The 24,936-nt window shown below is 56.5% G+C and carries 26 protein-coding genes; 8 read left to right on the top strand and 18 right to left on the bottom strand.

The window, feature by feature from the left end:
• Positions 1 to 17 precede the first annotated feature (17 nt).
• From chbG to osmE, 7 genes are all read right to left on the bottom strand, one after another.
• Positions 18 to 767, bottom strand: a complete 750-nt coding sequence (gene chbG / locus NI40_RS09210; protein WP_039262064.1) for a chitin disaccharide deacetylase — start codon at positions 765 to 767, stop codon at positions 18 to 20.
• A gap of 11 nt (positions 768 to 778) precedes the next feature.
• Positions 779 to 2,134: a 6-phospho-beta-glucosidase gene (locus tag NI40_RS09205; protein ID WP_039262063.1), complete on the bottom strand. Its 1,356-nt coding sequence runs from the start codon at positions 2,132 to 2,134 to the stop codon at positions 779 to 781.
• A gap of 109 nt (positions 2,135 to 2,243) precedes the next feature.
• A complete protein-coding gene (chbR, locus tag NI40_RS09200) occupies positions 2,244 to 3,086 on the bottom strand; it encodes a transcriptional regulator ChbR (RefSeq protein ID WP_071884835.1) in 843 nt (280 codons plus the stop codon).
• A 5-nt stretch (positions 3,087 to 3,091) separates the two neighbouring features.
• Entirely contained in the window at positions 3,092 to 3,439 is a 348-nt protein-coding gene (chbA, locus tag NI40_RS09195) for a PTS N,N'-diacetylchitobiose transporter subunit IIA (protein WP_039262061.1), read from the bottom strand.
• A 47-nt stretch (positions 3,440 to 3,486) separates the two neighbouring features.
• A complete protein-coding gene (gene chbC / locus NI40_RS09190) occupies positions 3,487 to 4,845 on the bottom strand; it encodes a PTS N,N'-diacetylchitobiose transporter subunit IIC (protein WP_023311283.1) in 1,359 nt (452 codons plus the stop codon).
• 79 nt (positions 4,846 to 4,924) lie between these two features.
• Positions 4,925 to 5,242, bottom strand: coding sequence for a PTS N,N'-diacetylchitobiose transporter subunit IIB (chbB, locus tag NI40_RS09185; protein ID WP_008500676.1), 318 nt, complete (start codon positions 5,240 to 5,242; stop codon positions 4,925 to 4,927).
• 281 nt (positions 5,243 to 5,523) lie between these two features.
• Positions 5,524 to 5,868 (bottom strand): osmotically-inducible lipoprotein OsmE, encoded by a 345-nt coding sequence (osmE, locus tag NI40_RS09180; protein WP_010430142.1) that lies wholly within the window; start codon positions 5,866 to 5,868, stop codon positions 5,524 to 5,526.
• Between the two features lie 232 nt (positions 5,869 to 6,100).
• Between osmE and nadE the strand changes: the two genes are divergently transcribed.
• Positions 6,101 to 6,928: an ammonia-dependent NAD(+) synthetase gene (gene nadE, locus NI40_RS09175; protein ID WP_033145265.1), complete on the top strand. Its 828-nt coding sequence runs from the start codon at positions 6,101 to 6,103 to the stop codon at positions 6,926 to 6,928.
• Positions 6,929 to 7,106: 178 nt separating this feature from the next.
• Positions 7,107 to 7,985 (top strand): excinuclease Cho, encoded by an 879-nt coding sequence (cho, locus tag NI40_RS09170; RefSeq protein ID WP_072196683.1) that lies wholly within the window; start codon positions 7,107 to 7,109, stop codon positions 7,983 to 7,985.
• On the opposite strand, the gene ves is transcribed toward cho, so the two are convergent.
• The 7 genes from ves to astC all read right to left on the bottom strand — a co-directional run bounded on the left by ves (position 7,963) and on the right by astC (position 15,674).
• The gene (gene ves / locus NI40_RS09165; protein WP_023311280.1) at positions 7,963 to 8,520 is read right to left on the bottom strand and encodes an environmental stress-induced protein Ves; all 558 of its coding nucleotides are present in this window, start codon (positions 8,518 to 8,520) and stop codon (positions 7,963 to 7,965) included. The genes cho and ves overlap by 23 nt on opposite strands.
• Before the next feature lie 297 nt (positions 8,521 to 8,817).
• Positions 8,818 to 9,312: an ATP-independent periplasmic protein-refolding chaperone Spy gene (gene spy / locus NI40_RS09160; RefSeq protein ID WP_039262058.1), complete on the bottom strand. Its 495-nt coding sequence runs from the start codon at positions 9,310 to 9,312 to the stop codon at positions 8,818 to 8,820.
• 338 nt (positions 9,313 to 9,650) lie between these two features.
• The gene (gene astE, locus NI40_RS09155; RefSeq protein WP_039262056.1) at positions 9,651 to 10,616 is read right to left on the bottom strand and encodes a succinylglutamate desuccinylase; all 966 of its coding nucleotides are present in this window, start codon (positions 10,614 to 10,616) and stop codon (positions 9,651 to 9,653) included.
• Positions 10,617 to 10,626: 10 nt separating this feature from the next.
• Positions 10,627 to 11,952 carry an N-succinylarginine dihydrolase gene (gene astB / locus NI40_RS09150; RefSeq protein ID WP_039262054.1) on the bottom strand — a complete coding sequence of 442 codons (1,326 nt, stop codon included), beginning with the start codon at positions 11,950 to 11,952 and terminating at the stop codon, positions 10,627 to 10,629.
• Positions 11,939 to 13,426, bottom strand: a complete 1,488-nt coding sequence (astD, locus tag NI40_RS09145) for a succinylglutamate-semialdehyde dehydrogenase (protein WP_039262053.1) — start codon at positions 13,424 to 13,426, stop codon at positions 11,939 to 11,941. The genes astB and astD overlap by 14 nt, the downstream gene beginning before the upstream one ends.
• Positions 13,423 to 14,457 (bottom strand): arginine N-succinyltransferase, encoded by a 1,035-nt coding sequence (gene astA / locus NI40_RS09140; RefSeq protein WP_032674582.1) that lies wholly within the window; start codon positions 14,455 to 14,457, stop codon positions 13,423 to 13,425. Before astA ends, astD begins: the two co-directional genes overlap by 4 nt.
• Positions 14,454 to 15,674 carry a succinylornithine/acetylornithine transaminase gene (gene astC, locus NI40_RS09135; RefSeq protein WP_039262052.1) on the bottom strand — a complete coding sequence of 407 codons (1,221 nt, stop codon included), beginning with the start codon at positions 15,672 to 15,674 and terminating at the stop codon, positions 14,454 to 14,456. Before astC ends, astA begins: the two co-directional genes overlap by 4 nt.
• A 433-nt stretch (positions 15,675 to 16,107) precedes the next feature.
• Here astC and xthA point away from each other — a divergent pair, with 433 nt between their 5' ends.
• Both xthA and NI40_RS09125 read left to right on the top strand, forming a co-directional pair.
• Complete coding sequence (xthA, locus tag NI40_RS09130) at positions 16,108 to 16,914, top strand: exodeoxyribonuclease III (RefSeq protein ID WP_023311273.1); 807 nt, start codon at positions 16,108 to 16,110, stop codon at positions 16,912 to 16,914.
• 6 nt (positions 16,915 to 16,920) lie between these two features.
• The gene (locus NI40_RS09125) at positions 16,921 to 17,595 is read left to right on the top strand and encodes a TVP38/TMEM64 family protein (RefSeq protein ID WP_039262051.1); all 675 of its coding nucleotides are present in this window, start codon (positions 16,921 to 16,923) and stop codon (positions 17,593 to 17,595) included.
• Between the two features lie 102 nt (positions 17,596 to 17,697).
• On the opposite strand, the gene NI40_RS09120 is transcribed toward NI40_RS09125, so the two are convergent.
• Together NI40_RS09120 and NI40_RS09115 are read right to left on the bottom strand one after the other, a co-directional pair.
• Positions 17,698 to 18,258, bottom strand: a complete 561-nt coding sequence (locus NI40_RS09120; RefSeq protein ID WP_039262049.1) for a hypothetical protein — start codon at positions 18,256 to 18,258, stop codon at positions 17,698 to 17,700.
• Entirely contained in the window at positions 18,239 to 18,691 is a 453-nt protein-coding gene (locus NI40_RS09115) for a hypothetical protein (RefSeq protein WP_039262047.1), read from the bottom strand. Before NI40_RS09115 ends, NI40_RS09120 begins: the two co-directional genes overlap by 20 nt.
• 333 nt (positions 18,692 to 19,024) lie before the next feature.
• Between NI40_RS09115 and NI40_RS09110 the strand changes: the two genes are divergently transcribed.
• The 4 genes from NI40_RS09110 (at position 19,025) to NI40_RS09095 (ending at position 23,688) form a co-directional block, all read left to right on the top strand.
• Positions 19,025 to 20,185, top strand: coding sequence for an ABC transporter substrate-binding protein (locus NI40_RS09110; protein ID WP_045143204.1), 1,161 nt, complete (start codon positions 19,025 to 19,027; stop codon positions 20,183 to 20,185).
• A complete protein-coding gene (locus NI40_RS09105; protein WP_039262043.1) occupies positions 20,158 to 21,687 on the top strand; it encodes a thiamine ABC transporter permease in 1,530 nt (509 codons plus the stop codon). Before NI40_RS09110 ends, NI40_RS09105 begins: the two co-directional genes overlap by 28 nt.
• Positions 21,687 to 22,307, top strand: a complete 621-nt coding sequence (locus NI40_RS09100) for an ATP-binding cassette domain-containing protein (protein ID WP_039262041.1) — start codon at positions 21,687 to 21,689, stop codon at positions 22,305 to 22,307. Before NI40_RS09105 ends, NI40_RS09100 begins: the two co-directional genes overlap by 1 nt.
• Positions 22,308 to 22,380: 73 nt before the next feature.
• Positions 22,381 to 23,688: a sulfurtransferase gene (locus tag NI40_RS09095; protein WP_039262040.1), complete on the top strand. Its 1,308-nt coding sequence runs from the start codon at positions 22,381 to 22,383 to the stop codon at positions 23,686 to 23,688.
• On the opposite strand, the gene NI40_RS09090 is transcribed toward NI40_RS09095, so the two are convergent.
• Together NI40_RS09090 and NI40_RS09085 are read right to left on the bottom strand one after the other, a co-directional pair.
• On the bottom strand, positions 23,685 to 24,302 hold the full coding sequence (locus tag NI40_RS09090) for a CDP-alcohol phosphatidyltransferase family protein (protein ID WP_039262038.1): 618 nt from the start codon (positions 24,300 to 24,302) through the stop codon (positions 23,685 to 23,687). The genes NI40_RS09095 and NI40_RS09090 overlap by 4 nt on opposite strands.
• Complete coding sequence (locus NI40_RS09085) at positions 24,295 to 24,864, bottom strand: carboxymuconolactone decarboxylase family protein (RefSeq protein WP_039262037.1); 570 nt, start codon at positions 24,862 to 24,864, stop codon at positions 24,295 to 24,297. Before NI40_RS09085 ends, NI40_RS09090 begins: the two co-directional genes overlap by 8 nt.
• Between the last annotated feature and the right edge of the window lie 72 nt (positions 24,865 to 24,936).

The raw sequence follows: 24,936 nt of genomic DNA, 5'->3' as shown, positions 1-24,936 counted from the left end.
GGGTGAGGGGGAATTTCTCACAAATCCCCGAACGTTCCCAACCGATACCCACGCTCGGCAATCGCATACTTCAGCGACGCCGATGTGAGCACGTCCAGCTCCGCCAGGCGCGGCCAGCAGTAAGCGCTTTTCCGCACGGTGTTATCGACAAAAGCAGGATGCGCCATGACCTCCAGCGACCGTTCCCCCCGCGCGCTGGAATCATCCAGCACCTTCAGGAACAGCGCTTCGTCGATCTCGTCGCCGTAAAATGCGCTGCTGAACCCCTCTGTGGTGGTCACGTCGCAGTCGGGCACGCCGCGCGCCTCCCGATCCACGCGCATCGCCACGCCTTTACGCTGCGCAAACTCCGCGACAATCGGGAAAATCGCCGGGATCATATGCACGTGGTGATGGCTGTCGATGTGCGTCGGTGCCTTACCAAAGGCGTCAACAAAGCGGTTGAACTGACACTCCAGCTCGCGGGCAATCTCTTCGAGAGGCAGAACGCCCTGTTCCGCCAGTTCCCAAATCCATTTGCCCAGCTGGCCATCGCGCGTCAGGCCCAGCATGGGCGAAAGCGGCATCCCGAGCGTCAGCACAAAATGCATGCCAACGCCCAGCTCCGGCACCTCGCGGCTCAGCTGCGCCGCGTGTTCAACCGCCTCACCATTCACCAGTGCCGTGGTCGAGGTCACAACACCCCGGCGACAGGCTTCAATAATGCCGTAGTTCTGGCCTTTCGAGAGGCCAAAATCATCAGCATTAACGATCAGCAGGTTTTCCATTGTGCGTCCTCTCAGTGGTGTTTGAACTTGAGCTTCTCGATCGTGGCGGCAAAGTTCGGCAACCATTTTTCATGCGCCAGGATCATCTCGCTGGCCAGCTGCTCCGCATCGCGGTCGGAATGCACCAGCGGGCTGAGGTTCAGCGCCAGAAGCACGTCATTGAGCTCGCCGCTCAGCGCCGCGTTGCTTGCCGCCACTTCAAAGCCTTTGATGGTGTGGATCAGGCCCATGACCTTATCATCGAAGTGGGTGATGCGTGGATGCGGTTTAGCGCCTTCGCGTCCCAGGATGCAGGTCATCTCGACCGCCCAGTCCGCCGGGATATTGTCGATATGGCCGTGGTGCGGCACGTTAACGTAGTGTTCCGCCTGCTTGTCATTGTAGATGGCGTTAATCACCTCGCACGCCGCATCGGAGTAGTAGGCCCCGCCGCGCTGCTCCAGCTCTTTCGGTTTAACGTTCAGGTTCGGATCTTTATACAAATCGAACAGCTGCTTCTCAACTTTCTGAACAATCTGCGCGCGCGCGCCGCCCTTATAGTACTCGCCCATTTCGATGGCCAGCATCTCTTTCTGCTTGAAGTAGTAAAGCAGGTACGAGCACGGCAGCAGGTTCAGCGAGCGGATCAGCCCTTCGCTGAACGGCAGGTCAAAGATGTTTTTCACCGATGCCGCCGTCAGGCGACCGGAAGCTACGCCGTCGAGCAGCTCGGCAAAGCGCGATTTTCCGTTCACGATCACGTCTTTAATGAACACCATGTGGTTCAGGCCGAACAGGTCGATGGAGAGATCGTCGCTGTCGTTCAGCGCCAGCACGTCGCGGATAAACATCTTCATACCAATCGGAATATTACAGACGCCGATAAAGCGTTTGAAACCGGTATGACGATAGACCGCCTCGGTCACCATCCCGGCCGGGTTGGTGAAGTTAATAACCCACGCGTTCGGGCAGATATCCTGCACGTCTTTGACGATGTCGAAAATGACCGGGATGGTACGCAGGCCTTTGAACAGACCGCCCGCGCCGTTGGTCTCCTGCCCGAGATAGCCGTGGCTCAGCGGAATACGCTCGTCCAGCTCGCGCGCCTTCAGCTGGCCGACGCGCAGCTGGGTAGTCACGAAATCCGCATCTTTCAGCGCCAGACGGCGATCGAGAGTTTTATGCACGGTCAGAGGCACGCCCGCTTTCTCCACCATGCGCTTGCACAGGTCGAAAATAATATTCAGCTTTTCCTGACCTTCCTCAACGTCAACCAGCCATAATTCGCTGACCGGTAATTCATGGTAACGTTTCAGAAAACCTTCAAGTAATTCCGGGGTATAGCTGCTGCCGCCACCAATGGTTACGACTTTTAATTTCTTCTGCATAATATCTCCCTTAGCGTATCAGGTTAATCGCCTGCAAGGTATAGCGTACTCTTCCCGCTATTTGGGCAAGCCATTAAAGCAATATTTGTGGCGGGTAATCCGCCGAAAGTTAATTAATTACCGTTAAATTCTTCCGGTAACTGTTCGGTGTGAATGAAGTCAATTTCTTAAAGGTCTTAATAAACAAGCTGGGACTACTGTATCCTGACTCGTACGCAATATCGGTGACAGAGTAGTTGGTAATTTCCAGCTGTTTCCTGGCAAAATTAATGCGGATTTCATTAATAATTTGCACGGGTGTTTTACGATAATAGCGCTGCGTCGCGCGGGTCAGATATTCCTGGGATTTTCCCGACAGTGACACCATATTTTCCAGCGCATTTTCGCTGAACTGGCCTTTATCGTGCATCAGCTCAACGGTGCTGCGCAGCCACTGTGGAATATCATCCGTCACCTGCTGCTCTTCACGATGATGGCGCAGCCGGTTCATCACGTAGAAGGTCACCGTTTCAATAAACTCATCAAATTCATTGTCGCGGAAGTTAAGCGAGGCGATAACCGTTTCAATCCAGGTCATGAACTCGTTTTTGACCCGATAGACCTGGGAGGCCACAAAGCAGAACGGCACCAACGGCAGATAGTGCTTCTCAAAGAAGCGTCTGCTGACGCCCACATTCAGAATACGGGTGGCACCAAATTCGTAAAAGCTCTGGTGATAAGACCCCATCGGCAGGAAGACAAAATCCCCTCGCTCAAGCAGGACGCGCTTACCGTTGATCTCCTGGTAGTAGCGGCCGGTCAGAACAATCGTGAATTCGTAGTAGTCATGCTGGTGCAGACCGCTGGCGCTCTCCGTCTTGTTGTAGATAACCACGTGAAAATTTTTGCCGTTAAACAGCTGCTGTTCAAGTGCGGTTTTAATTTCCATCGTGCTGACCTCCTGCTGCGAAATCCGACTCAGTGCATTTTCTCGTGAAGCTCGATAAGCTCCGCCACCAGCTCACGCGCCAGCATCGAGGTCATCAGGTGATCCTGCGCGTGGACCAGCACCAGGCTGACCTTCATCTTCCCTTCGCCCTGATCGCCTTCAATCAGCTTTGTCTGCACCAGGTGCGCTTCGTTCAGCGCCGTGCGGGACTGGTCCATCATGGTTTTCGCGGCGGAGAAATCTCCCTGCTTGGCCTGCTTCAGTGCGGCATAGGCCAGGCTGCGGGCCTGTCCGGAGTTGATGATAAGCCCCATCACCACTTCTTCGAGATCGTTCTCGACGGCTTCGTCTGCGACAATACTATCCAAATCTAACATGTTTAAGCTCCTTGTGGCTGGCGCGGGTTTCCCCGCGCCGGTCAATCTTAGAATTTCAGTGAGAGGGCAATATCCTCTTCGCTCTCTTCTTCATCAATAATGGTGGCGGCTTTGTTGGCAATCGCCACGAACGGCATGTACAGCAGGGTGGCAATCCCGAGGTTGAATATCGCCAGCAGGAAGGCCGCGACGCTACCGTTGGTGTTAAAGAAGGCGCCCAGGCCCGCCGGCATGGTCCACGGCGCAATGTTGGTGACCGGTGGAATGATGCCCATGTAATACGCCGTCAGGGTGATCGCGGCCAGCAGCGGCTGAATCAGGATGAACGGAATGAACATTACCGGGTTCATGATGATTGGCAGACCGAACAGAATCGGTTCGTTAATCTGGAAGATGCCTGATGGCAGCGCCAGCTTCGCGACCTGACGGTAGTCAGCACGACGAGAGACAATAAAGACCGCGATGATCAGACCCAAGGTCGCCCCGGTACCGCCCAGGAAGATATAGGAGTCAAGCATCGGCTTCGCCCACACATGGAAGGTTTTACCCGCTGCCAGCGCCGCGTCAACGGAGCCGTACTGCTGGTAAAGCGCAACGTTTTCCAGTGCCCAGGGGGTCATAATCCCGCTGTCCAGCGCGGCCAGTGCCAGTGAACCATGCACGCCAAAGAACCACAGCAGAGAAGTGAAAATCACATAAGCCCAACCGACCACGCCACCCATCGACGCCAGCGGCGTAGAGATAGAGTCCATAATGATCTGGTGGAAGTTAGTGCCCCAGTGGGAGAGCGCCCAGGCGATAATCCCCATGATGGAGAGAATAATGAAGCCTGGAATCAACGCGGAAAATGAACGAGAAACGGAAGCCGGTACGCTATCCGGCAGGCGGATAACCCAGTTGCGGCGGATAATAAAGGTGAACATTTCTGCCACCACCAGACCGATAACAATACCGGAGATGATGTTGGCCCCGCCCAGCCAGTTGGCGCCAACGGCATAGGCTTCACCCACGCTATAAGGCGTTACGGTCATAAAGGCGGCAACGGATAATAACCCGGCAGCCAGCGGATCCACTTTACGCTCTTCTGCCAGTGCCATCCCAATAAAGAAAGGCGCCATCAGCGACATAATCCCTAACGTACCGTTATAGACGTTGCCGCCAATGGCTTTAAAACCATTAAGGGTTTCAATAGTGGAAGCGTCTAACCGAATTCCTAATGAATAAAAGAAGGAACCTTCACCAAAGCTCAGAAAAACGTTGTTAATTAAAACGAACATGGCCCCGGCCAGCGTCAACGGCATTAATTTAATAAAGCCGTTTTTGATGGCATTAACGTGAGGCTGCTTTCCTATTTTAACAGCAAAAGGAAGGAGTACCTTTTCAAGTGAAGCGATGACTTTACTCATAGGAAAATACCCTTAAATGCCGTAACGCATGTTACGGCGTATTGTGTGTGAAATAACTCTTTGACGGGAAAAATAAAAATTAATTAGCAGCTTTTTTAATGGCTGCCACAGCAGCTTTAAGAACACCTAAACCATCAATTTTGCCGTACAGCCCCGAGTCGATCACTTCGACCGGTTTATTCGGTAACAGTCGTTGAATTTCGGGCAACATATAGGCAATTTGCGGCCCCAGTAAAACAACATCGGCTGTCTGGCCTTTTTCGCCCGCCAGCGTCTCTGGAAACGCTTCAATCACCACAGGGACTTCATACTTTTCAGCCTGCGCACGCATCTTTGACACCAGAAGCGACGTTGACATGCCCGCTGAGCAGAACAGGTAGATATGTTTCTTTTCCATCGTGATTTCCCTCTTGTATGACTACCTGCCATCGCGCTATCACTCGACTCGCTGTCCCGGCAGACAGGTAGCTTGCGTACTGTTGTTTATCGTTGGAGTGAGTATACGCAATGGTACAGACAGGGGATAATTCTGGATAGACTCAAATTGTCTCTCATTGACCTGGCTTGTTGACTCCCTTCACATTTCGGGCAAATAATTCGCGCAAAGAAATAAGATTTTCTGATGCATAAAAAAACCGGCCCATGGGCCGGTTTGTTAACATCCTCAGGCAAGCAGGGTTACTGCGCCTTAGGTGCCTGCGGATCGGTGTCGTATTCAGCACAGGTCTGATAGCCGGAGTTGATCACATGACCGGTATCATCCAGGGCGACGAAGTAGGTTTCTGCCTTACCATCACGTTGACCCAGGATATAGGTCTGGCAGGTCCCTTTCGCATGAATCATGGTCACTTCAGAAGAAGGTTTACCGGCAATCGCAGCCACCTGCGAACGGGTCATCCCTTTTTTAACGTCTTTTACTACGGGCTGCGTAAACTGATCCTTAGTGCGATCGTAAGCCGTACACCCTGCCAGCATAGTCAGTACCGCCGCTGCGCTAAGAATTCCTGCTACGTTCTTGTTCATATTCCGTCCTCTTGTTTATCAGCGTGTTATCTAAGCATGGGATAAAAAGTACTATTGTTCAACTTTGTGAGTTACGCCAGACGAATTTCGGAAAATTCTAATAAAACAACGATAACCTGCTAAATCGGCGCAAATTAGCGCACTCGAAACTGTGATCCTTGTCGTTTCTCGCCCAAAGGGTTAGTTTTAACAGCTAACACATTCTGTTTATGTACTGCATATGGAGGGCGTGATGGCTCTGCAACAAGAGATTATTCAGGCACTGGGCGCGAAGCCTACGGTAGATGCACATGAAGAGATCCGCCGCAGCGTGGATTTTTTAAAATCGTACTTAAAAAAGAACGCTTTCCTGAAATCCCTGGTGCTGGGCATCAGCGGCGGCCAGGACTCTACCCTGACCGGTAAACTCTGCCAGATGGCGATTTCAGAGCTTCGCGAAGAGACGGGCGATGAGAAACTGCAGTTTATCGCGGTGCGTCTTCCTTATGGCGTACAGGCGGACGAGCAGGATTGCCAGGATGCCATTGCCTTCATTCAGCCTGACCGCGTGCTGACCGTAAATATTAAGGGCTCGGTGCTGGCAAGCGAGCAGGCGCTTCGCGAAGCGGGCATTGAGCTGAGCGATTTTGTTCGCGGCAACGAGAAGGCCCGCGAGCGCATGAAAGCGCAGTACAGCATCGCCGGGATGACCAAAGGCGTTGTGGTCGGCACCGACCATGCGGCAGAAGCGATCACCGGTTTCTTCACCAAATACGGCGACGGCGGCACCGACATTAACCCGATCTTCCGTCTCAACAAGCGTCAGGGTAAGCAGCTGCTGGCCGCGCTGGGCTGTCCTGAGCATCTGTATAAGAAAGCGCCGACAGCGGACCTTGAAGACGATCGCCCTTCCCTGCCGGATGAAGCGGCCCTTGGCGTCACCTATGACAACATCGATGATTATCTGGAAGGCAAAAAGCTGGATGAACGGACCGCGAAAATCATCGAAGGCTGGTATCTGAAAACCGAGCACAAGCGCCACACGCCAATTACGGTGTTTGACGACTTCTGGAAAAAATAAAGCAAAGCGGTAACCAGGTTACCGCTTTTAATGTTTGCGCCCTCTCCCGTGGGAGAGGGTTGAGGTGAGGGCATCAAGCCGCACGTCCTGGCCGGGTAAGGCTTAGCCGCCACCCGGCTCTTTTTTAACCATCACACTCCTGTTACACTGTATGCCTGAACAGTATATGGAGCAGTATGTGAGCAGGCGTCAATCCGCCCCGCGTCTTGAATTTGAAGCGGCGGCTATCTACGAATATCCCGAGCACCTTCGCCCCTGGCTTGAGGCGCTGCCTAAACAGCCGGGCGTGTACATCTTTCACGGTGAAAGCGACACCCTGCCGCTCTATATCGGCAAGAGCGTTAACATTCGCAGTCGGGTGTTATCCCATCTCCGTACGCCTGACGAGGCCGCCATGCTGCGCCAGTCGCGACGCATTTCCTGGTTCCAGACTGCGGGAGAAATGGGCGCGCTGTTGCTGGAGGCGCGGTTGATAAAAGAACAACAGCCGTTGTTCAATAAGCGCCTGCGCCGCAACCGTCAGCTCTGCTCGCTGCAGATAAACGATGGCAGGCCGCAGGTCGTCTACGCGCGCGACGTCGATTTTTCTCATGCCCCGAATCTCTATGGGCTATTCGCCAATAAACGCGCCGCGCTCCAGGCGCTGCAGACGCTGGCGGACGATTTACAGCTTTGCTACAGCCTTTTAGGTCTGGAGGCAACCACCCGGGGACGCGCCTGTTTTCGATCCGCGCTGAAGCGCTGCGCCGGTGCGTGCTGCGGGAAAGAGAGCGTTGAGGCGCATCACGCCCGGCTTCTCACCGGTCTGGCGGCCATCAGCGTGAACTGCTGGCCCTGGGAAAGCGCCGTTGCGCTAAAAGAAGTGGGCGAGGCCATGACCCAGTATCACATCGTCAACAACTGGCTCTGGCTGGGCGCCGTCGACGACATCAACGACGCGGCAACCCTGCTGCGCACGCCCGCCGGATTTGACCACGATGGCTACAAAATTCTCTGTAAACCGGTCCTGGCAGGAAAGTTTGAGATCATTGTGCTCAATGACCCGGCAGCCACGTGATTTCGCTGAACAATAAGGTGCCCTGAGCCTCCAGCAGACGCAGTGTATGGGTCCCCTCCTCCCAGCTGGCACCCTGATCGGCCGTCAGCAATTTATCGCCCAGCTGCCACGCCCCGCTTAGCACGAACACCACGCCCCCGCGTGAGCCAAAGGTGGTGAAGGTTCGGTCAGCAACGCGCACCTTCGCCCGGCAGCAGTCGCGCCGGGTCATGATGTTAAAGTCCATCGCCATCCGCCCATCTGAAAGCAGCGCTTTCACCGGCAGATCGCCGGCAAAACTGTAGGGCTGATGATGCTTGAGGGTATGGGAGAAAGCCTGACCCGCATCCAGCGTCACCTCTCCCCCTTCCAGCAAGGTAATCACCCGGTCAACACCGGGAAACGAGGAGAATTCGCCGTTGCTGGCAATCGTCGCGATACTGGCGCGCCAGTGAAAATCGCGCGTCGCGGGAGGGAAGCAGCAAATCTCACGCGTTTCGCCAGCACCATTGCGCCAGAGGCTGACCGGCATCTTACGGATATCAAAGAACTCCATCACCACTCCTGAATGGCACAACCCGTGCCAGGGCAAGGATATCGCTATCGTTGCTGTCTTGTTTGTTATCGTTGGGTATTCACAGAAACAGTATCGGCAGCAGAGCGGGCAGGCCTTAGCTGAACGTTAATAAAAATTCTAACGCCATGACTCTGCAAACATTCTCTGAAGCGACTACAGGAGGATACCGCGCTGGCGGCGGCAGGCAAGAGGGCAGGAAAGAAAAACCGCCGGTCCTGCCCACAGCGGTTGCGCTTTTGTGGACAGGATCCCGGCGGTCTTAAGAGTGTGAACCGATTATTCGGTTGGTGCTGGCATTTTACCTTCCATCGCCGGACGTTCTGTCAGACGCTTCTCAAAATTCGCATTAAATTGTTTTTTCTGTTCCGGGGTCAGAATGTTGTAGATCTTGTTCTGGGTTTCCATGTGAGCCAGCATGCGGGCTTTGTGCTGCTCGGCCATTTTGTCGATCTGCGCTTCGGCTTTCGCCTTATCGAAGCTGTCGCTGGCGATGATGTCATGCATCGCACGGCGCTCTTCAAGCGGAGGACGTTTCATCTGGTCGCGTTCGCCTTTTCTGATGTCGCGGATCTGCTGCTTCTGGGCATCCGTCAGGTTGAGATCCTTAAACATCATCATCTCGTTGTGCATACCCGGACCTTTATGATGCATCATCATTTTGCCTTCAGCAGGCGCGGTAGGTGCAGTGGTCGCAGTATCTGCGGCGAACGCCATGCTGGTAGCGCCCAGAGCCAGGGTAGAAGCAACAAACAGTGCAGTAAACTTACGCATAATTTATTTCCTTTCTTTCAGTTATTCTTCGGCGCTATGCCGTGTTGACGAGATTAACTTTACGGGGTTTATCGTCAATTAGTCAGAGCAACGGTAAAACAATGAAAGTGTAAAAAACAAATTTTCGCCAAATGTGGAGGAAATAAGGATAAAGCGTGGAGAGTTGCAACAAAAAATATTTAACAGGATGATTTTAAAGAGATTAAGCAGAAGTATAGCGAAGTGAAGATCAATAATAAAGCAATTCACCAGGAATATTCTGCAAAACAAGCGCAAGCGCTTTAATCGTTAAGAAAAGTTTTTTACTTCCCCCTCCCGGATGATGAGAGGGGAAAGGTTCAGGATATTTTTTCCAGCATCAGCCCGGCCCGCAGGCCAAACGCGACGGTGGGGTTAGGGAATAATACATACTCGGTGGTGTTCTGCACCTCGTAACGTTCCTCGCCATCCTCAGCCAGCAGCGCCCCTTTGCGAAACGGGGTGAAGTTCAGGGTGTGTGCGGCCATATGGAGCTGGAAGGCATCGCTGCGGCGCGTGATCTGCTGTACGACCCGATACCGCTCAACGGGCTGACGCGCGTGCTCGGGAGCCGTTCCTCCCAGCAGCGCCCGAAGGGCGAGATGCGTAGGCGCAAAGCGGCTCAGATCGTTCTGGCCGAACGGCAGCGCTTTTCCCAGTTCCAGCGTGCAGGACAGCGCAGCGAAACGTTCACAGGTGAAATGGGTAAACGTTCCGCCCGGCGACTGATGAAATACCAGCGCCTCCAGCCCGGCGTCACCCAGCCAGCTCAGGAACGCTTCATCCCACGGCTGACTGCGCTGCGGCAGAACGCCGAAGCGAACGTGGTAAGACGCGCGGATTGCCGTATGCAGATCCAGATGCCAGCGCCCCGGCCCCGCGGCGGCAAAAAACGCGGTCACGACGTTCTCCAGCCACTCAGCCCGCGCCGTTTCATCGCTCTGCGGAAACTGCGACCAGCGGCCGCCGAACATGCGGTTAATGTCGCTCACCAGATACCGTTTGTTTTGCGCCAGCGCAGGAGGATTGCCGAGCACCACCAGCACGCGGCACTTTAGTTCGATCTCATTGCGATACAGCGCACGCAGCAGCAGATCAACAATCTCGACGGGCGCGGTTTCATTCCCGTGGATACCCGTTGAAAGCAGCAGCGAGAGATCGCTTTTTACGGTCGGCGTCAGTTCAAGCACCCCGCGCCCCAGCCACCGCCAGCGAAATGAGGGGCCGTCCCCCTCTTTCAGTTCCGGCGTCTCGTCGGCCAGGGTCAGCGCCAGTAAATTTTCCATATCCACTCCTTTAGCGCTGGAACGGGTAAACCGATCCCAGCTGCAGGATTGTCGATAACGCGTCCAGCGCCTCGCGTCCTTCACGCAGAAGCTGCGGGTCAACCAGATCCGCCTGCGTCAGACGATCGCGATAGTAGCGATCGACCCAGTCATTCAGCCGCGTAAAGAGCGTATCGTTCATCATGACCGCCGGGTTTACCGCCTGCATTTCGTCCTGGGTCAGGACCACGCGCAGACGCAAACAGGCTGGACCACCGCCGTTGGCCATGCTTTCGCGCAGGTCAAACACGCGCAGTTCGTCAATCGGGTTATCGGCCTTGACCAGCTCCGTCAGGTAGCGCCACACGCCTTTATGATCCCGGGACTCCTGCGGCAGGACCAGCATCATGCTGCCATCGTCACGGCTCAGCAGCTGGCTATTGAACAGATAGGTTTCTACCGCGTCCTGCACGCTCACCGCCTCCGTGGGCACCTGGACTGGCGTGAAGCCGCGCACGCGCTCATGCAGCGTGGCGAGCAGCTTCTCCTGATGGGCAAACGCCTGCTCGTGGCAGAACAGCACCTGGCGGTTAGAAACGGCAATCACGTCGTTATGGAACACGCCCTGGTCAATCACATGCGGGTTTTGCTGGGCAAAAACCACCTGGGAAGGATTGACCTGGTTCAGTCGGGCAACCGCCTGGCTGGCCGCCAGCGTCTGACGAGCAGGATAACGGGTTGGCGCGGCGTGGCCCCCCTCTTCTCGCCCGTAGATAAACAGCTGCAGGCCCGGGTCGCCATAGTCGCCCCCCAGGCGGTTATGGTTGGCCGCGCCTTCGTCGCCAAACATCGTCACCTGCGGCAGAGCCTGATGCACCTCAAAATGGGCGTCATGGTTGAAAATGGCGCGCAGCACGCGCTCGGTGGTTTCTGCTTCGGTGGCGCGGTGGAATTTATTGTTCAGGTTCGCCACCGTCAGATGAACTTTGCCATCCAGCGTGTCGGCTGACGGCGCGACGGTCGCGGCGTTTGCCACCCACATAGAGGAGGCAGAGCTTGCCGCCGAGAGCAGGTGCGGGGTCTGCGTACCCGCTTTTTCGACGACCTGCTCATCGGTACCGCTAAAGCCGAGCTGACGAAGGACAGCCACGTTCGGGCGTTCCTGCGGCGGGATCACCGCCTGCGGGAAACCGGCATCCGCCAGCGCCTTCATCTTCAGCAGCCCCTGCTTCGCCGCCAGCTTCGGGTTCGACACCTGAAAACGGTGCTTCGTCGAGGCTTCATTACCAAAAGAGAGACCGGCATAGTGGTGCGTCAGCCCCACCAGCCCGTCAAAGTTAACCTCACGCGCTTTCATGGCGATCCCCTCCGGTAAAATCCAGCCCCGGATTAAGCGTCTCCGGCAGCGTCAGCGCCGGGGTTTCCAGGCTCGCCATCGGCCACGCGCAGTAATCGGCGGCATACCACGCGCTGGCGCGATGGTTGCCCGACGCGCCCACGCCGCCGAACGGCGCGGTGCTCGCGGCCCCGGTCAGCGGTTTATTCCAGTTCACAATCCCGGCGCGCGCTTCCAGCAGCAGTTGTTCAAACTTCTCGCGATGCGGCGAAATCAGCCCGCTCGACAGGCCGTAGCGGGTGTTGTTCGCCATCGCAATGGCCGCATCGAAATCGTCGTAACGCCAGATGCACAGCAGCGGGCCAAAGACCTCTTCATCCGGCACGTTGCTCGCGCCGCTCATCTCTACAATGCCCGGCGTCAGCAGCGAGCTACCCGGCTGAACCTGCTTCGGCTCCAGCAGGGTTTTCGCGCCGCGCGCGACGTGGTCCTGCCAGGCCTTCAGCACGTTTAGCGCGGCCTGTTCGGAAATCAGCCCGCCGATAAACGGCTGCGGGTCGGCATCCCACGCGGCAGGCACCAGACGCGCGCTCACTTCAACCAGACGTTTCAGTAAGGCATCCCCCTGCGCGCCCCGTTTCACCAGCAGGCGACGGGCACAGGTGCAGCGCTGTCCGGCGGTAATAAAGGCGGACTGAATCGCCAGGTGCACCGCGGCGTCGATATCGTCAGGGTCTTCCACAATCAGCGGGTTGTTGCCACCCATCTCCAGCGCCAGGATTTTCTCCGGCTGCCCTGCCAGCTGGCGGTGCAGCTGATAGCCCGTACCGGCGCTGCCGGTAAACAGCAGGCCGTCGATATCGCTCAGCGCGCTCAGCGCCTGACCGGTTTCCCGCCCGCCCTGCACCAGGTTCAGCACGCCCGGCGGCAGGCCGGCCTGTTCCCACAGCTTAACCACCGCCTCGCCGGTGAATGGCGTGAGCTCGCTCGGTTTGAAGATGACGGTATTGCCCGCCAGCAGCGCAGGCACAATGTGGCCATTCGGCAGATGCCCCGGGAAATTATACGGGCCAAACACCGCCAGCACGCCATGGGGACGGTGGCGCAGCGTGGCCGCGCCGTCCGGCATGTCGGTGTGCTGTTCGCCGGTGCGGGTGTGGTACGCCTTCACCGAAATGGCGATTTTGTTGATCATCGCCGTCACTTCGGTTGTCGCTTCCCAGCGCGGCTTGCTGGTTTCAGACGCGATAATGCGCGTCAGTTCGGCCTTGTTTGCCTCCAGCAGCCCGGCAAACTTTTCGACAATTTCCTGGCGCACGGCGAAAGGCTGTTTTGCCCACGCCGGAAACGCGCGGCGCGCGGCACGGCAGGCTTGTTCCACCTGCGCGGCGCTGGCGTCATGCCCCTTCCAGAGCACCTCTTTTCCAACCGGATTGGTCTTTACGCGCTCTTTGCCTTCGCCCGTGACCCAGTCACCGTTAATCCATAATGTCATGCTGTTTTCTCCTCAGGGCAGAGACGCACCAGGCGAACCGTATCGCCGGCGTTACATTTCAGGGCATCCAGTTCTGCAGCCGTCAGCACCAGACGTTCACATTTCGGGTTGGTACGCACCAGCATGGCGCGGAAGTTGGCGTAATTTTCGTTCGCCACCAGGCAGGCGGGCCAGTCACCCGGCGCGGGCTGGCCTTCAGAGACCTCAACCAGACGGCTTTTACGGATCGCGCGCACGCGGTCGATGTCGCACTCAAGCGTAGGCCCGCCGTCAAAGATGTCGACATAGTTCCGGTAGCGGAACCCTTCTTTTTCCAGCACCGCGCGCGCGGGCGCGGTTTGCGGATGGACTTCGCCAATCACCGCCTGCGCTTCCGGGCTGAGGAAATGGGTATAGATAGGATGCTTCGGCATCAGTTCGGCAATAAAGGCTTTCTGGCCGGTGCCGCAGAGATAGTCCGCCCGGCTGAACTCCATCGAGAAGAAGCGCTCGCCCAGGCTCTCCCAGAACGGCGAGTAGCCGGTGTCGTCGATCACGCCGCGCATCTCTGCGACCACTTTTTCGTTAAAGCGATCGCGGAAGGCGGCCATAAACATAAAGCGCGATTTGGAGAGCAGATAGCCGTTGCCCTCTTTGCGCCACGCCGGGTCGAGGAACAGCGTGCACAGCTCGCTGGCGCCCGTGTGGTCATTACAGAGGAACAGCGTGGGCAGCGCGTTATAGACGTTCAGCTCTTTCGAGGCGTGAACCATGGTGCCGACGCGGTAGTTGTACCACGGGTCGTTAAGCCCGACGGCCACTTCAATGGCGCAGATCCCGGCCACGGTCCCCGTGTCGGTGTCTTCCAGCACGAACACATACCCCTGTTCGCTTTTTGGCAACGTCCCCTGCCAGGTTTGCAGGGCGCGCTCAATGCGCGCCGACAGCGTTTTTTCATCGGCAGGAAGCGAGGTCAGCCCGCCTCCCGTCTTACCGGCAAGCTGCATGAGCCCGGCGAGATCGCCGCGCTCAACGGGACGGATGACCATCATGATGACACCCCGGATTTCACTTTTTCACACGCCAGCGCAAAACGGTCCAGACCGGTTTGCACCTCTTCCTCGCTGACGATCAGCGCCGGCGCAAAACGCACCACGTTGGCTCCGGCAATCAGCACCATCACGCCCACTTTTGCCGCTTCCTGTGAAATAAGTTTAGCTTTTCCGGCAAACTCGGCGGTGAGCTCGCAGCCGATTAACAGCCCCAGACCGCGAATTTCTTTAAACAGCCCCGTTTTGCCGTTGATGGCGTTCAGACGTTCAACAAACCAGTCGTGACGCTGCTTAACGCCTTTCAGCACCTCAGGCGTGTTAATGATGTCCAGAACCTGCCCGGCGACGGCGGTTGCCAGCGGGTTGCCGCCGTAGGTGGTGCCATGGGTACCTACGGTCATTACGCTGGCGAATTTATCGGTGGTCAGCGTCGCGCCAATCGGGAAGCCGCCGCCCAGCGCTTTGGCGGTCGACAGCACGTCCGGCGTTACGCCATAGTGCATATAGGCATACAGCTCGCCGGTGCGGCCCACGCCGGTCTGGACTTCGTCGAAAATCAGGACCGCGTTGTGGCGATCGCACAGCTCGCGCAGCCCCTGCAGGAAGGCTTTTTGCGCCGGAAGCACGCCGCCCTCGCCCTGCATCGGTTCGACGATCACCGCGCAGGTGGTGTCGTTAATCAGCTCGCTGGCGGACTGCAGATCGTTATAAACACCGTGACGGATATCCGGCGGCAGCGGTGCGAAATCCTGCGAGTAGGAAGGCTGGCCGCCCGCGCTGACGGTAAAGAGCGTGCGCCCGTGGAAGGCATTTTTAAACGCCACGATGCCGCTCTTGTGGGTACCAAATTTATCGTGCGCATATTTGCGCGCCAGCTTCAGCGCCGCTTCGTTGGCTTCCGCCCCCGAGTTACAGAAAAAGACCTTTTCGGCAAACGTCGCGTCGATCAGTTTTTTGGCCAGGCGCAGCGCGGGCTCGTTAGTAAAGCCGTTGCCGGTATGCCAGAACTTCGCCGCCTGGTCATTCAGCGCCTGACGCAGCGCAGGGTGCGCGTGACCCAGCGCGTTGACCGCAATCCCGCCTGCAAAGTCGATATACTCTTTACCCTGCTGATCCCACAGGCGCGAGCCTTCCCCACGAACCGGAATAAAAGCCGCCGGAGCGTAAACCGGCATCATCCATTCATCGAAATTTTCACGCGTAATTGACAGAGACATAGCGACCTCATCCGGTAAATAAAAAGTTATTTGAATGTTAAATAATTGGGTGTTTGCACTGTGAATGTAGATTGCAGCCTTCGTGCCAGCCAGCGATAAAATTGCATAAACGGGTTGAGGTAACAGAATATCAACAAGTTACAATATGGAGTTATTCACTGTTAGTGCATAAAAAGTGAATATTTTTACGGCAAGCGGCGCTTTGCCGCATGAAAATCAGAAAGAGTATGCAAGGGCCAAATATAATTCTGGAATTGTGATCGCTCGCGAAATTTATCGGTCATTTACGCCCTCTTTGAGGGCGATGTGCGTCAGAATGGTGCAAATATTGCACCACCGGCATTATCTGTCGCAGTTATTGGCCGAACCCGGTAACAGTTGACGCAAATTCTGCTACCATCCATGCACTATTCACCTTGCACTGGCAGCGACTATGAAATTTGTCTCTTTTAATATCAACGGCCTGCGCGCCCGCCCCCATCAGCTTGAAGCTATCGTTGAACAACATCAGCCAGATGTGATCGGTCTGCAGGAGACCAAGGTTCACGACGACATGTTCCCCCTCGAAGAGGTGGCAAAGCTCGGCTACAACGTCTTCTATCATGGGCAGAAAGGCCATTACGGCGTTGCGCTGTTGACCAAAGAGACGCCAGTTTCCGTCCGCCGTGGGTTTCCCGGCGATGACGAAGAAGCACAGCGCCGCATCATCATGGCGGAACTGCCTTCCCCGCTGGGGAACATCACCGTGATTAATGGTTACTTTCCCCAGGGCGAGAGCCGCGACCATCCGACCAAATTCCCGGCTAAGGCCAAGTTTTATCAGGATCTGCAGAACTACCTGACAACCGAACTCAATAAAGACAATCCGGTGCTGATCATGGGTGATGTGAATATCAGCCCGACCGATCTGGATATTGGCATCGGTGAAGACAGCCGCAAACGCTGGCTGCGTACCGGCAAATGCTCCTTCCTGCCGGAAGAGCGCGAGTGGATGCAGCGCCTGCTGGACTGGGGGCTGGTGGATACCTTCCGTACCGCCAACCCGGACACGCAGGATCGCTTCTCGTGGTTTGACTACCGCTCAAAAGGCTTTGACGACAACCGTGGCCTGCGTATCGACCTGCTGCTCGCCAGTTCGCCGCTGGCAGAGCGCTGCATCGAAACCGGGATCGACTATGAGATCCGCAGCATGGAAAAACCGTCTGACCACGCGCCGGTGTGGGCTAAATTCAAGCTGTAATGACGCGTGAACATTCGAAAACTCGCTTTCCTGTGCGCCCTTCTGGGCGCATTTATTCTGACGTTTGTCATGCTTCCCCCAGGCACACTCTCCCTGGAAGGGATTAAAACCCACCAGCAGGCACTCCTCTCCCATGTTGACCACGCGCCGCTGCGAAGCGCGCTGATCTTTTTTGCGCTCTATGTGGCGGTCTCCGCCCTGTCGATCCCCGGCGCGGCGATCCTCACCCTGCTGGGCGGGGCGTTATTTCCCCTGTGGGAAGGCACCGTGCTGGTCTCGTTTGCCTCCACGCTCGGAGCCACGCTTGCGATGCTCGCCAGCCGTTATCTGCTGCGCGACGGGGTCCAGCGGCGGTTTGCTCAGCAGATGAAAACGGTGAACGCCGGTATGGCGCATGACGGCGCGGACTATCTTTTTGCCCTGCGCCTGATGCCGCTGTTCCCGTTTTTCCTGGTGAATTTGCTGATGGGGCTGACCCGCATTGGAGTCTGCCGCTACTGGTGGGTCAGCCAGGTCGCCATGCTGCCCGCGACGGTGGTCTTTCTGAACGCCGGGCGCGAGCTGGGGAAAGTGGCGTCGCTGCGCGATATTGTGTCGCCGGGCATGCTAATCGCCTTTACACTACTGGGGTTATTGCCGCTGGCGACGCGCCGGCTGTTCAATAAATATCGACTGAAATAAATTAACATCCGCCATATCTAATACAATATTTAATGCCGATAACAATCCAAATAAAAAACACCCATTATATTGATTAATAATATAATGAGCGTCTAAAATTAATCATCTCCGTTTGGAAGAAAATTTTATATCAACTTGTTTATATTCATCCAAATTTTCAGACTTGTAAGCCGAATTTAAATTGGTTGGCACTTTTGTTCTAGCTTTAAATTGCTCGTCACTTACACACAATGCGCCATCATAGCGTGTATTGAAGGATGAATCATTGTTTATCTCACCAATTTTATCTATTAATAATTTCTGAATTGCTGTTTTATTCAAACCACCAGACTTAGTATGTATCTCATGAAGCAATGAAATTATTTTTTCTTTTGGCGAAAGGCTTTGATAAGCTTTTTTAGACTCATCAATTTCATTTCTGAGACCGCTGATAATCAGATCTTTTTCATCTGCTTTACATGAAACTCTGTACGAAGTATAGAGTCCACTGAAAAAAGATGCAATCAAGTAAGCTATTATTGCAATTTTATCACCGTACTGACGGTAGGCTTCAGGATAATACTTCTGAATGCATAGCAAAAATATAAGTGGTAATCCAACAGCAAGCGCCGTCGCGATCCAGCCAATAATGAATAGTCCAGTATCACTTCTCTTCTCGGCCATTTTCAAATTCATCCATGCTTAAAGAAAAAATATCCAATGACTTATGAAGTAAAGAGATTGAAAACTTAATACGTTCATCAATTAAATCCTTATTGAACCTATCTTTAATACGGACAATCTCTTCCCTAGAAAACATGACCTGTTTCTTTTCAAGATCAGCAATTACACCTTTAACTCCGATTGCTTTTTTATTGAAATCATTTGCTATTTCAAAATTGACTATTGCTTCTTCATCATCAATATAAGTTATAGGATTGGTAATATTAATAAGCAAATATTCATCAAGAAAATGCTTGAACATTCCAAAAAACTGGTCTCCCTCAAAATCTAGTTGAAAAATTAAAGAACCATCACTCAATTTTTTAAAAGAAGCACATTTGAAAGATGAAATTTTCTCTAGCGTGTTTTTAGCATCCAAAACAAATTCATTCATTGAAATCAATCCATAATGCAAGTTAGTAACAACAAATCAAATCACTACCTTCATAAATTTTAACACATTACTTTATGACTAGCCAATCTTTTTATTCAAACATCTTAATGTTGCATATTATTAATTTATTAAAGCTATATATTCTTATAATCCCTTGAAGTCATGGGTTTCATTAAGAATAAAACTAAGTAAACAAAGAAAGCAAAAACGGAAATGTACGAAGTCTATTCCTTTTCTTAATCGCGTTTTCCGTATGTAAGATAAGATATTAAAAATATAATTTATTATGATATATTTCAACTTAAGCATATTTAAGGAGGCATTATGCGCCGTGTGCGTTTTTGCGCGTTTCTGACCGGTCTGCTGCTGGCAGCCCCCCTCTGTGCCGCCGAAAGCTGGCACGCTATCCAACAGCAGGCCAAAGGCCAGACCGTCTGGTTTAACGCCTGGGGCGGCGATCCGGCGGTCAACCGCTACCTTGAGTGGGTCAGCGGTGAGATGCAAACGCACTACGCCATTACCCTAAAAATCGTCCCGCTGGCGGACGCCGCCGATGCGGTAAAACGGATCCAGACCGAAGCCGCTGCAGGGCGTAAGGCCAACGGCTCGGTTGACCTGCTGTGGGTCAACGGCGAAAACTTCCGCACGTTAAAAGAGGCGAACCTGCTGCAAACCGGATGGGCGCAGACGTTGCCAGACTGGCGCTATGTCGATACCCGCAAACCCGTTACGGAAGATTTTGCGATTCCAACCGACGGTGCGGAATCCCCGTGGGGCGGCGCGCAGCTGACCTTTATCGCCCGCAAAGCCAGCATGCCGACGCCGCCTGCGGATCCGCAGGCGCTGCTGGCGTACGCGCAGCAGCATCCGGGCAAGGTCAGCTATCCTCGCCCGCCCGATTTTACCGGCACGGCCTTTCTGGAGCAGCTGCTGCTGACGTTCACCGATCGCCCTGAGGCGTTACAAAAAGCGCCCGATGCAACGTTTGCTGAGGTTACGGCACCGCTCTGGGCCTACCTCGATAAGCTGCACCCGCTGCTGTGGCGCGAAGGAAAAGATTTCCCTCCCTCACCTGCCCGAATGGATGCCCTGCTTGCCAGCGGCAGTCTGAACCTGTCGCTGACCTTTAACCCGTCCCATGCGCAGCAGAAAGTGGCGAGCGGCGAACTGCCCGCCGACAGCTACAGCTTTGGTTTCCAGAGCGGGATGCTCGGCAACGTCCATTTTGTGGCTATCCCGGCCAATGCCAGCGCGAGCGCGGGTGCAAAGGTGGTCGCTAATTTCCTGCTGTCACCGCAGGCGCAAATCCGCAAGGCCGACCCGGCCATCTGGGGAGACCCGAGCGTCCTGGATGCGAAAGCGCTGCCCGAAGAGGAAGCGAAACAGCTGCTGGCCCATACGCCTCAGGGGCTGCCGCAGGTGCTTGCAGAGCCGCAGTCCGCCTGGGTGAACGCGCTGGAGCAGGAATGGCTGCGTCGTTACGGCACCCGCTGAGCGGGCTTGTCTGGCTGGCGATGGCGGTGATTTATCTGCCGATCCTGCCCGCAGGCGTGATGCTGTTCGCACCGGCGCTTTCTGCGACAAACTGGCAACGTCTGCTGAACGATCCGCAGCTGTCGCAGGCGACCGTCGCCACGCTGGTCTCAACGCTCATCGCCACGCTGGGGGCGTTGCTGATTGCCCTTTTCTTCGTCTGCCTTTTGTGGCCCGGTCAACGCTGGCGACGCCTCACGACCCGCCTGCCGTGGCTACTGGCGATCCCCCATGTGGCGTTCGCCACCAGCGCGTTGCTGCTGTTTGCCGAGGGCGGTCTGTTTTATCAGGTCTGTACCGTCTGTACGGCTCCGTTTGACCGCTACGGCGTCGGGCTGGGCCTGACGCTCGCGGTCAAAGAGAGCGCGTTCCTGCTGTGGGCCATTTATGCCGTACTGCCGGAACAACGGCTCGCACAGCAGAAGATCGTCCTGCAAACCTTTGGCTACGGGCGTTATCAGACGCTCAGCTGGCTGATCCTCCCGGCGATCGCGCCTGTCCTCGGCGCGGTGATGCTGGCGGTGCTGGCATGGTCGCTCTCGGTCGTGGACGTGGCGATCGTTCTCGGGCCCGGCAACCCGCCCACCCTGGCCGTGCTGGCCTTTCAGTGGCTAAGCCAGGGCGACGCGCAGCAGCAGGCAAAAGGAATGCTGCTGTGCCTGCTTCTCCTTCTGCTGCTGGCCGCGCTGGCCGCCCTCGGATACGGCCTCTGGAAGGCATGGCGTCGCACAATTCCGCAACTCGCGGGGACGCGCCGAAGGTCTCAGCGCGCCCTGCCTGAGCGGGCATTCAGCGGGGTACTGCCCGCGTGCGGCATCCTGTGCGCTGCGGTACTGCTGATGCTGGCGCAAGGGGACGACGCAGGCCCCGTGGGGACCAGCCTTTCCTTCGGCCTGCTGTCGAGCCTGATCGCCCTCATCGTCATTTTTCTCTGGCTGGAATGGGGACCGCAGCGCGGCGCAGCGTGGGTGTGGTCACCGCTCGCCCTTCCGGCGCTGCCGCTCGTCACCGGGCAATACTTTATTGCATTGCGTCTGGGGCTCGACGGGCACTATGCCGCCGTGCTCTGGAGCCATCTGCTGTGGGTATTACCCTGGATGCTGCTGGTTCTGCAGCCCGCCTGGCGGCGAATCGATCCCCGGCTTATCCTTACCGCCAGAACGCTCGGCTGGCGACGGGCAAAAATATTCTTACTGCTGAAATGCCCCCTGCTGGTGCGCCCGGCGCTGCTGGCCTTTGCCATTGGTTTCTCCGTCAGCATGGCGCAATACATGCCGACGCTCTGGCTTGGCGCGGGGCGTTTCACCACGCTGACCACCGAAACCGTCGCGCTCAGCAGCGGGGGCAGCATCCCGATTCTCGCTAACCGGGCGCTGGGATTACTGCTGGTCACGGGCACGGTGTTCGGTCTTGCCGCCCTGATATCCCGGCTCGTGGGCCGCTACCGTCAAGGATTACGTTAATGCTGAAGGTAAAAGATCTCACCATCGAACCGCTTTTCCGCGAGGTCAATTTTTGCGTTCCCCGCGGGGAGATCGTTACCCTGATGGGGCCGTCCGGCAGCGGCAAATCGACCCTTTTTGCGTGGATGGTCGGCGCGCTGTCAGACGATTTCCAGGCGCGGGGCGAACTGTGGCTCGACGCGCGTCGCTGCGACGGCCTTCCCGTCGAATCCCGCGGGCTGGGCATTCTCTTTCAGGACGCGCTGCTGTTTGAACCGTTCAGCGTCGGGCAAAATTTGCTGCTGGCCTTGCCTGAGCGGATCGTCGGACGCGCGCGTCGGGAAGCGGTCGAGCAGGCGCTGGATTCCGCCGGGCTGAGCGGTCATTACGCCAGCGATCCGGCCACCCTTTCCGGCGGGGAGCGTGCCCGGGTCAGCCTGCTGCGCGCCCTGCTCGCAGAGCCGCAGGCGCTGCTGCTGGATGAACCGTTCAGCCGCCTCGATAAAACGCTGCGCATAGCGTTTCGGGAATGGGTTTTTGACGCCGTCCGCGCGCGCAATATCCCGGTGGTGCTGGTCACGCACGATGAGGACGATATTCCGCCCGGCGGCAAGCTGATTGAGATTTCTCGCTGGCAATAATGTGCTAACGCAATGTTTTCCGTTTCGGGAGAGACGACAATGCCCCCCTCTTTTACTGACGTCAGGTTATTCGATGAAACGTGTTTCTCAACTGACCGCGCTGGCCCTGCTCTGCGGCCTCGCGTCCTTTTCCTCTCTGGCGGCTGATATGCCCAACGCGATGACGCTCTCCCAGCTTCAGGCGCAGCACGGCACGCCTGTCGACACCCGTCCCAGCGCGTTTTACAACGGCTGGCCGCAGACCCTCAGCGGCCCCTCCGGGCATGAACCCGCCGCACTCAACCTTGCTGCCGCTTGGCTGGGCGCAATGAGCGACGAGCAGATTGCGAGCTGGGCAAAACAGCATCAGCTTACGCCCGCGACGGCCATCGCCCTCTACGGCGACGAGAACGATAACCTGGCGGTGAAATCCCGCCTGGAGAAAGCCGGATACCGCCACGTCTCGCTGCTCAGCGACGCTCTGCAGACGCCCGACCGCCTTCAGCGCCTGCCTCACTTTGAACAGCTGGTTTACCCGCAGTGGATCCACCGCCTCCAGCAGGGTAAACCCGTGACCGCCGCGCCGGCGGGTGACTGGAAAGTGATTGAAGCCGCCTGGGGCGCACCGAAGTTTTACCTGCTGAACCACATTCCCGGCGCAGGCTACATCGACACCAACGAGGTGGAGAGCGAGCCGCTGTGGAATAAAGTCTCCGACGACGCGCTGAAAGCGATGCTGGCGAAGCACGGTATCCGTCACGACACCACCGTCATTTTGTATGGCCGTGACGTTTACGCCGCCGCGCGCGTGGCGCAGATCATGCTGTATGCCGGCGTGAAGGATGTGCGTATTCTCGACGGCGGCTGGAAGGCGTGGTCGGATGCTGGCCTCCCGGTTGAGCGCGGCACGCCCGCGAAAGTGACGCCAGCCCCCGATTTTGGCGCGCCGATCCCCGGCCAGCCGCAGCTGATGGTTGATATGGAACAGGCACGGGGGATGCTGCACCGTCAGGATGCCTCCCTGGTCAGCATTCGTTCGTGGCCGGAGTTCATCGGCGAAACCAGCGGCTACAGCTACATCAAGCCAAAAGGTGAAATAGCCGGTGCCCGCTGGGGTCATGCGGGCAGCGACGCGACCCATATGGAAGATTTCCATAACCCGGATGGCACCATGCGCAGCGCGGACGATATCGCCGCCCAGTGGAAGCGCTGGAATATTCTGCCGGAACAGCACGTCGCGTTTTACTGCGGCACCGGGTGGCGCGCGTCAGAAACCTTTATGTACGCCCGGGCGATGGGCTGGAAGAATGTCGCCATCTATGACGGCGGCTGGTACGAATGGAGCAGTCACCCGCAGAACCCGGTCACCACCGGAGAGCGCGGGCCGGAGAGCGCTCTCTAACGGGTGAGTGACTTCAGCGTTACATAGCCGCTCCAGACGCGCGTTGTGGTGGTCAGCCAGCACAGCGCGCCGAATACCCACGCGAACAGCGTAAAGTGCGCCGGGAAGAGGCAGCACAGCACGAACAGCGCGATGGTCTCCGTCCCTTCCGTTAACCCACCGATGTAATAAAACGACTTGTGCGCATAGCCGGGGTTGTCGATGTCGTGCTTTGCGGCCAGCGCCGCAAACGCCAGAAAGCTGCTGCCGGTACCGATAAACGCAAACAGCAGCCAGGCGGCCGCGAGCGCATTCTCTGCCGGAGCCGCGAGCGCAAAGCCAAACGGCACCAGGGCGTAGAACAGAAAATCGAGCGCGATGTCGAGAAATCCCCCCGCATCGGTCAGCCCTCTCCGGCGCGCCAGCGCGCCGTCCAGACCATCCAGCAGGCGGTTAAGCACGATGGCGGCCAGCGCGGCCGGATACCAGCCGAGGGCCAGAAACGGCAGCGCCAGCACGCCGATGGCAAACCCGGTCAGGGTCAATCCGTCGGGCGTGATGCCCGGCCTATCCAGCACGGAAACCAGACGATTCAGAGCGGGCTTTACCCGCGGATGAAGATGGCGGTCAAGCATGGGGAGTCTCGTTAAACGTGGCGCACAGCCCCTGCGCCGGAATATCCAGCGCGGCATTAAAGCGGGCGGAGAGATTCTGAAACGCAATCAGCGCCGTCATCTCGGTGATGGCATCATCCGTGAAGTTGCGCTTCAGCGCAGTTCTGACTGCCTCATCCGCCCGGGGCGGCGTGGCGGTCATCGCCTCGGCGTAGGCCAGCGCCGCGCGCTCTTGCTCGGTAAACAAGGCGGAATCCTGCCAGTCGCTCACGGCCTGAACCTTATCCAGCGCGCCGCAGCGCTCGGCCAGCCGCAGGCTGTTGGCATCAATACAGAAAGCGCAGTGACAGAGCTGGGATACCCGCGTCATGAGCAGCGAACGCAGCGCGGGCGTCAGGCGCGCGTGACGACGCTCCAGAAAGCCGACAAACAGCGCCACCAGCCAGAACAGACGCGGCATTCGCCCCCACCAGCGGGTGGGATTCAGCATCGCGCCAAAATGCTTTTTCTGCATGGCGGCAATCGGTTTAAGGCTGGCGGGAAGGGATTCGAGGGGGGCAACCCAGGCGGTGGACTCTTTCACCTGATTCTCCTGTTTACTGGACTCTGAGAAAGGGCACGATAATATGTCTTTTTTCGCTATCAATTATTGACG

It is taken from the genome of Enterobacter sp. E20 (assembly GCF_000801755.2).
Lineage (GTDB): Bacteria > Pseudomonadota > Gammaproteobacteria > Enterobacterales > Enterobacteriaceae > Enterobacter > Enterobacter asburiae_B.
The sequence above is the reverse complement of the archived record's forward strand: the minus strand, read 5'-3'. Positions and strand labels throughout refer to the sequence as shown.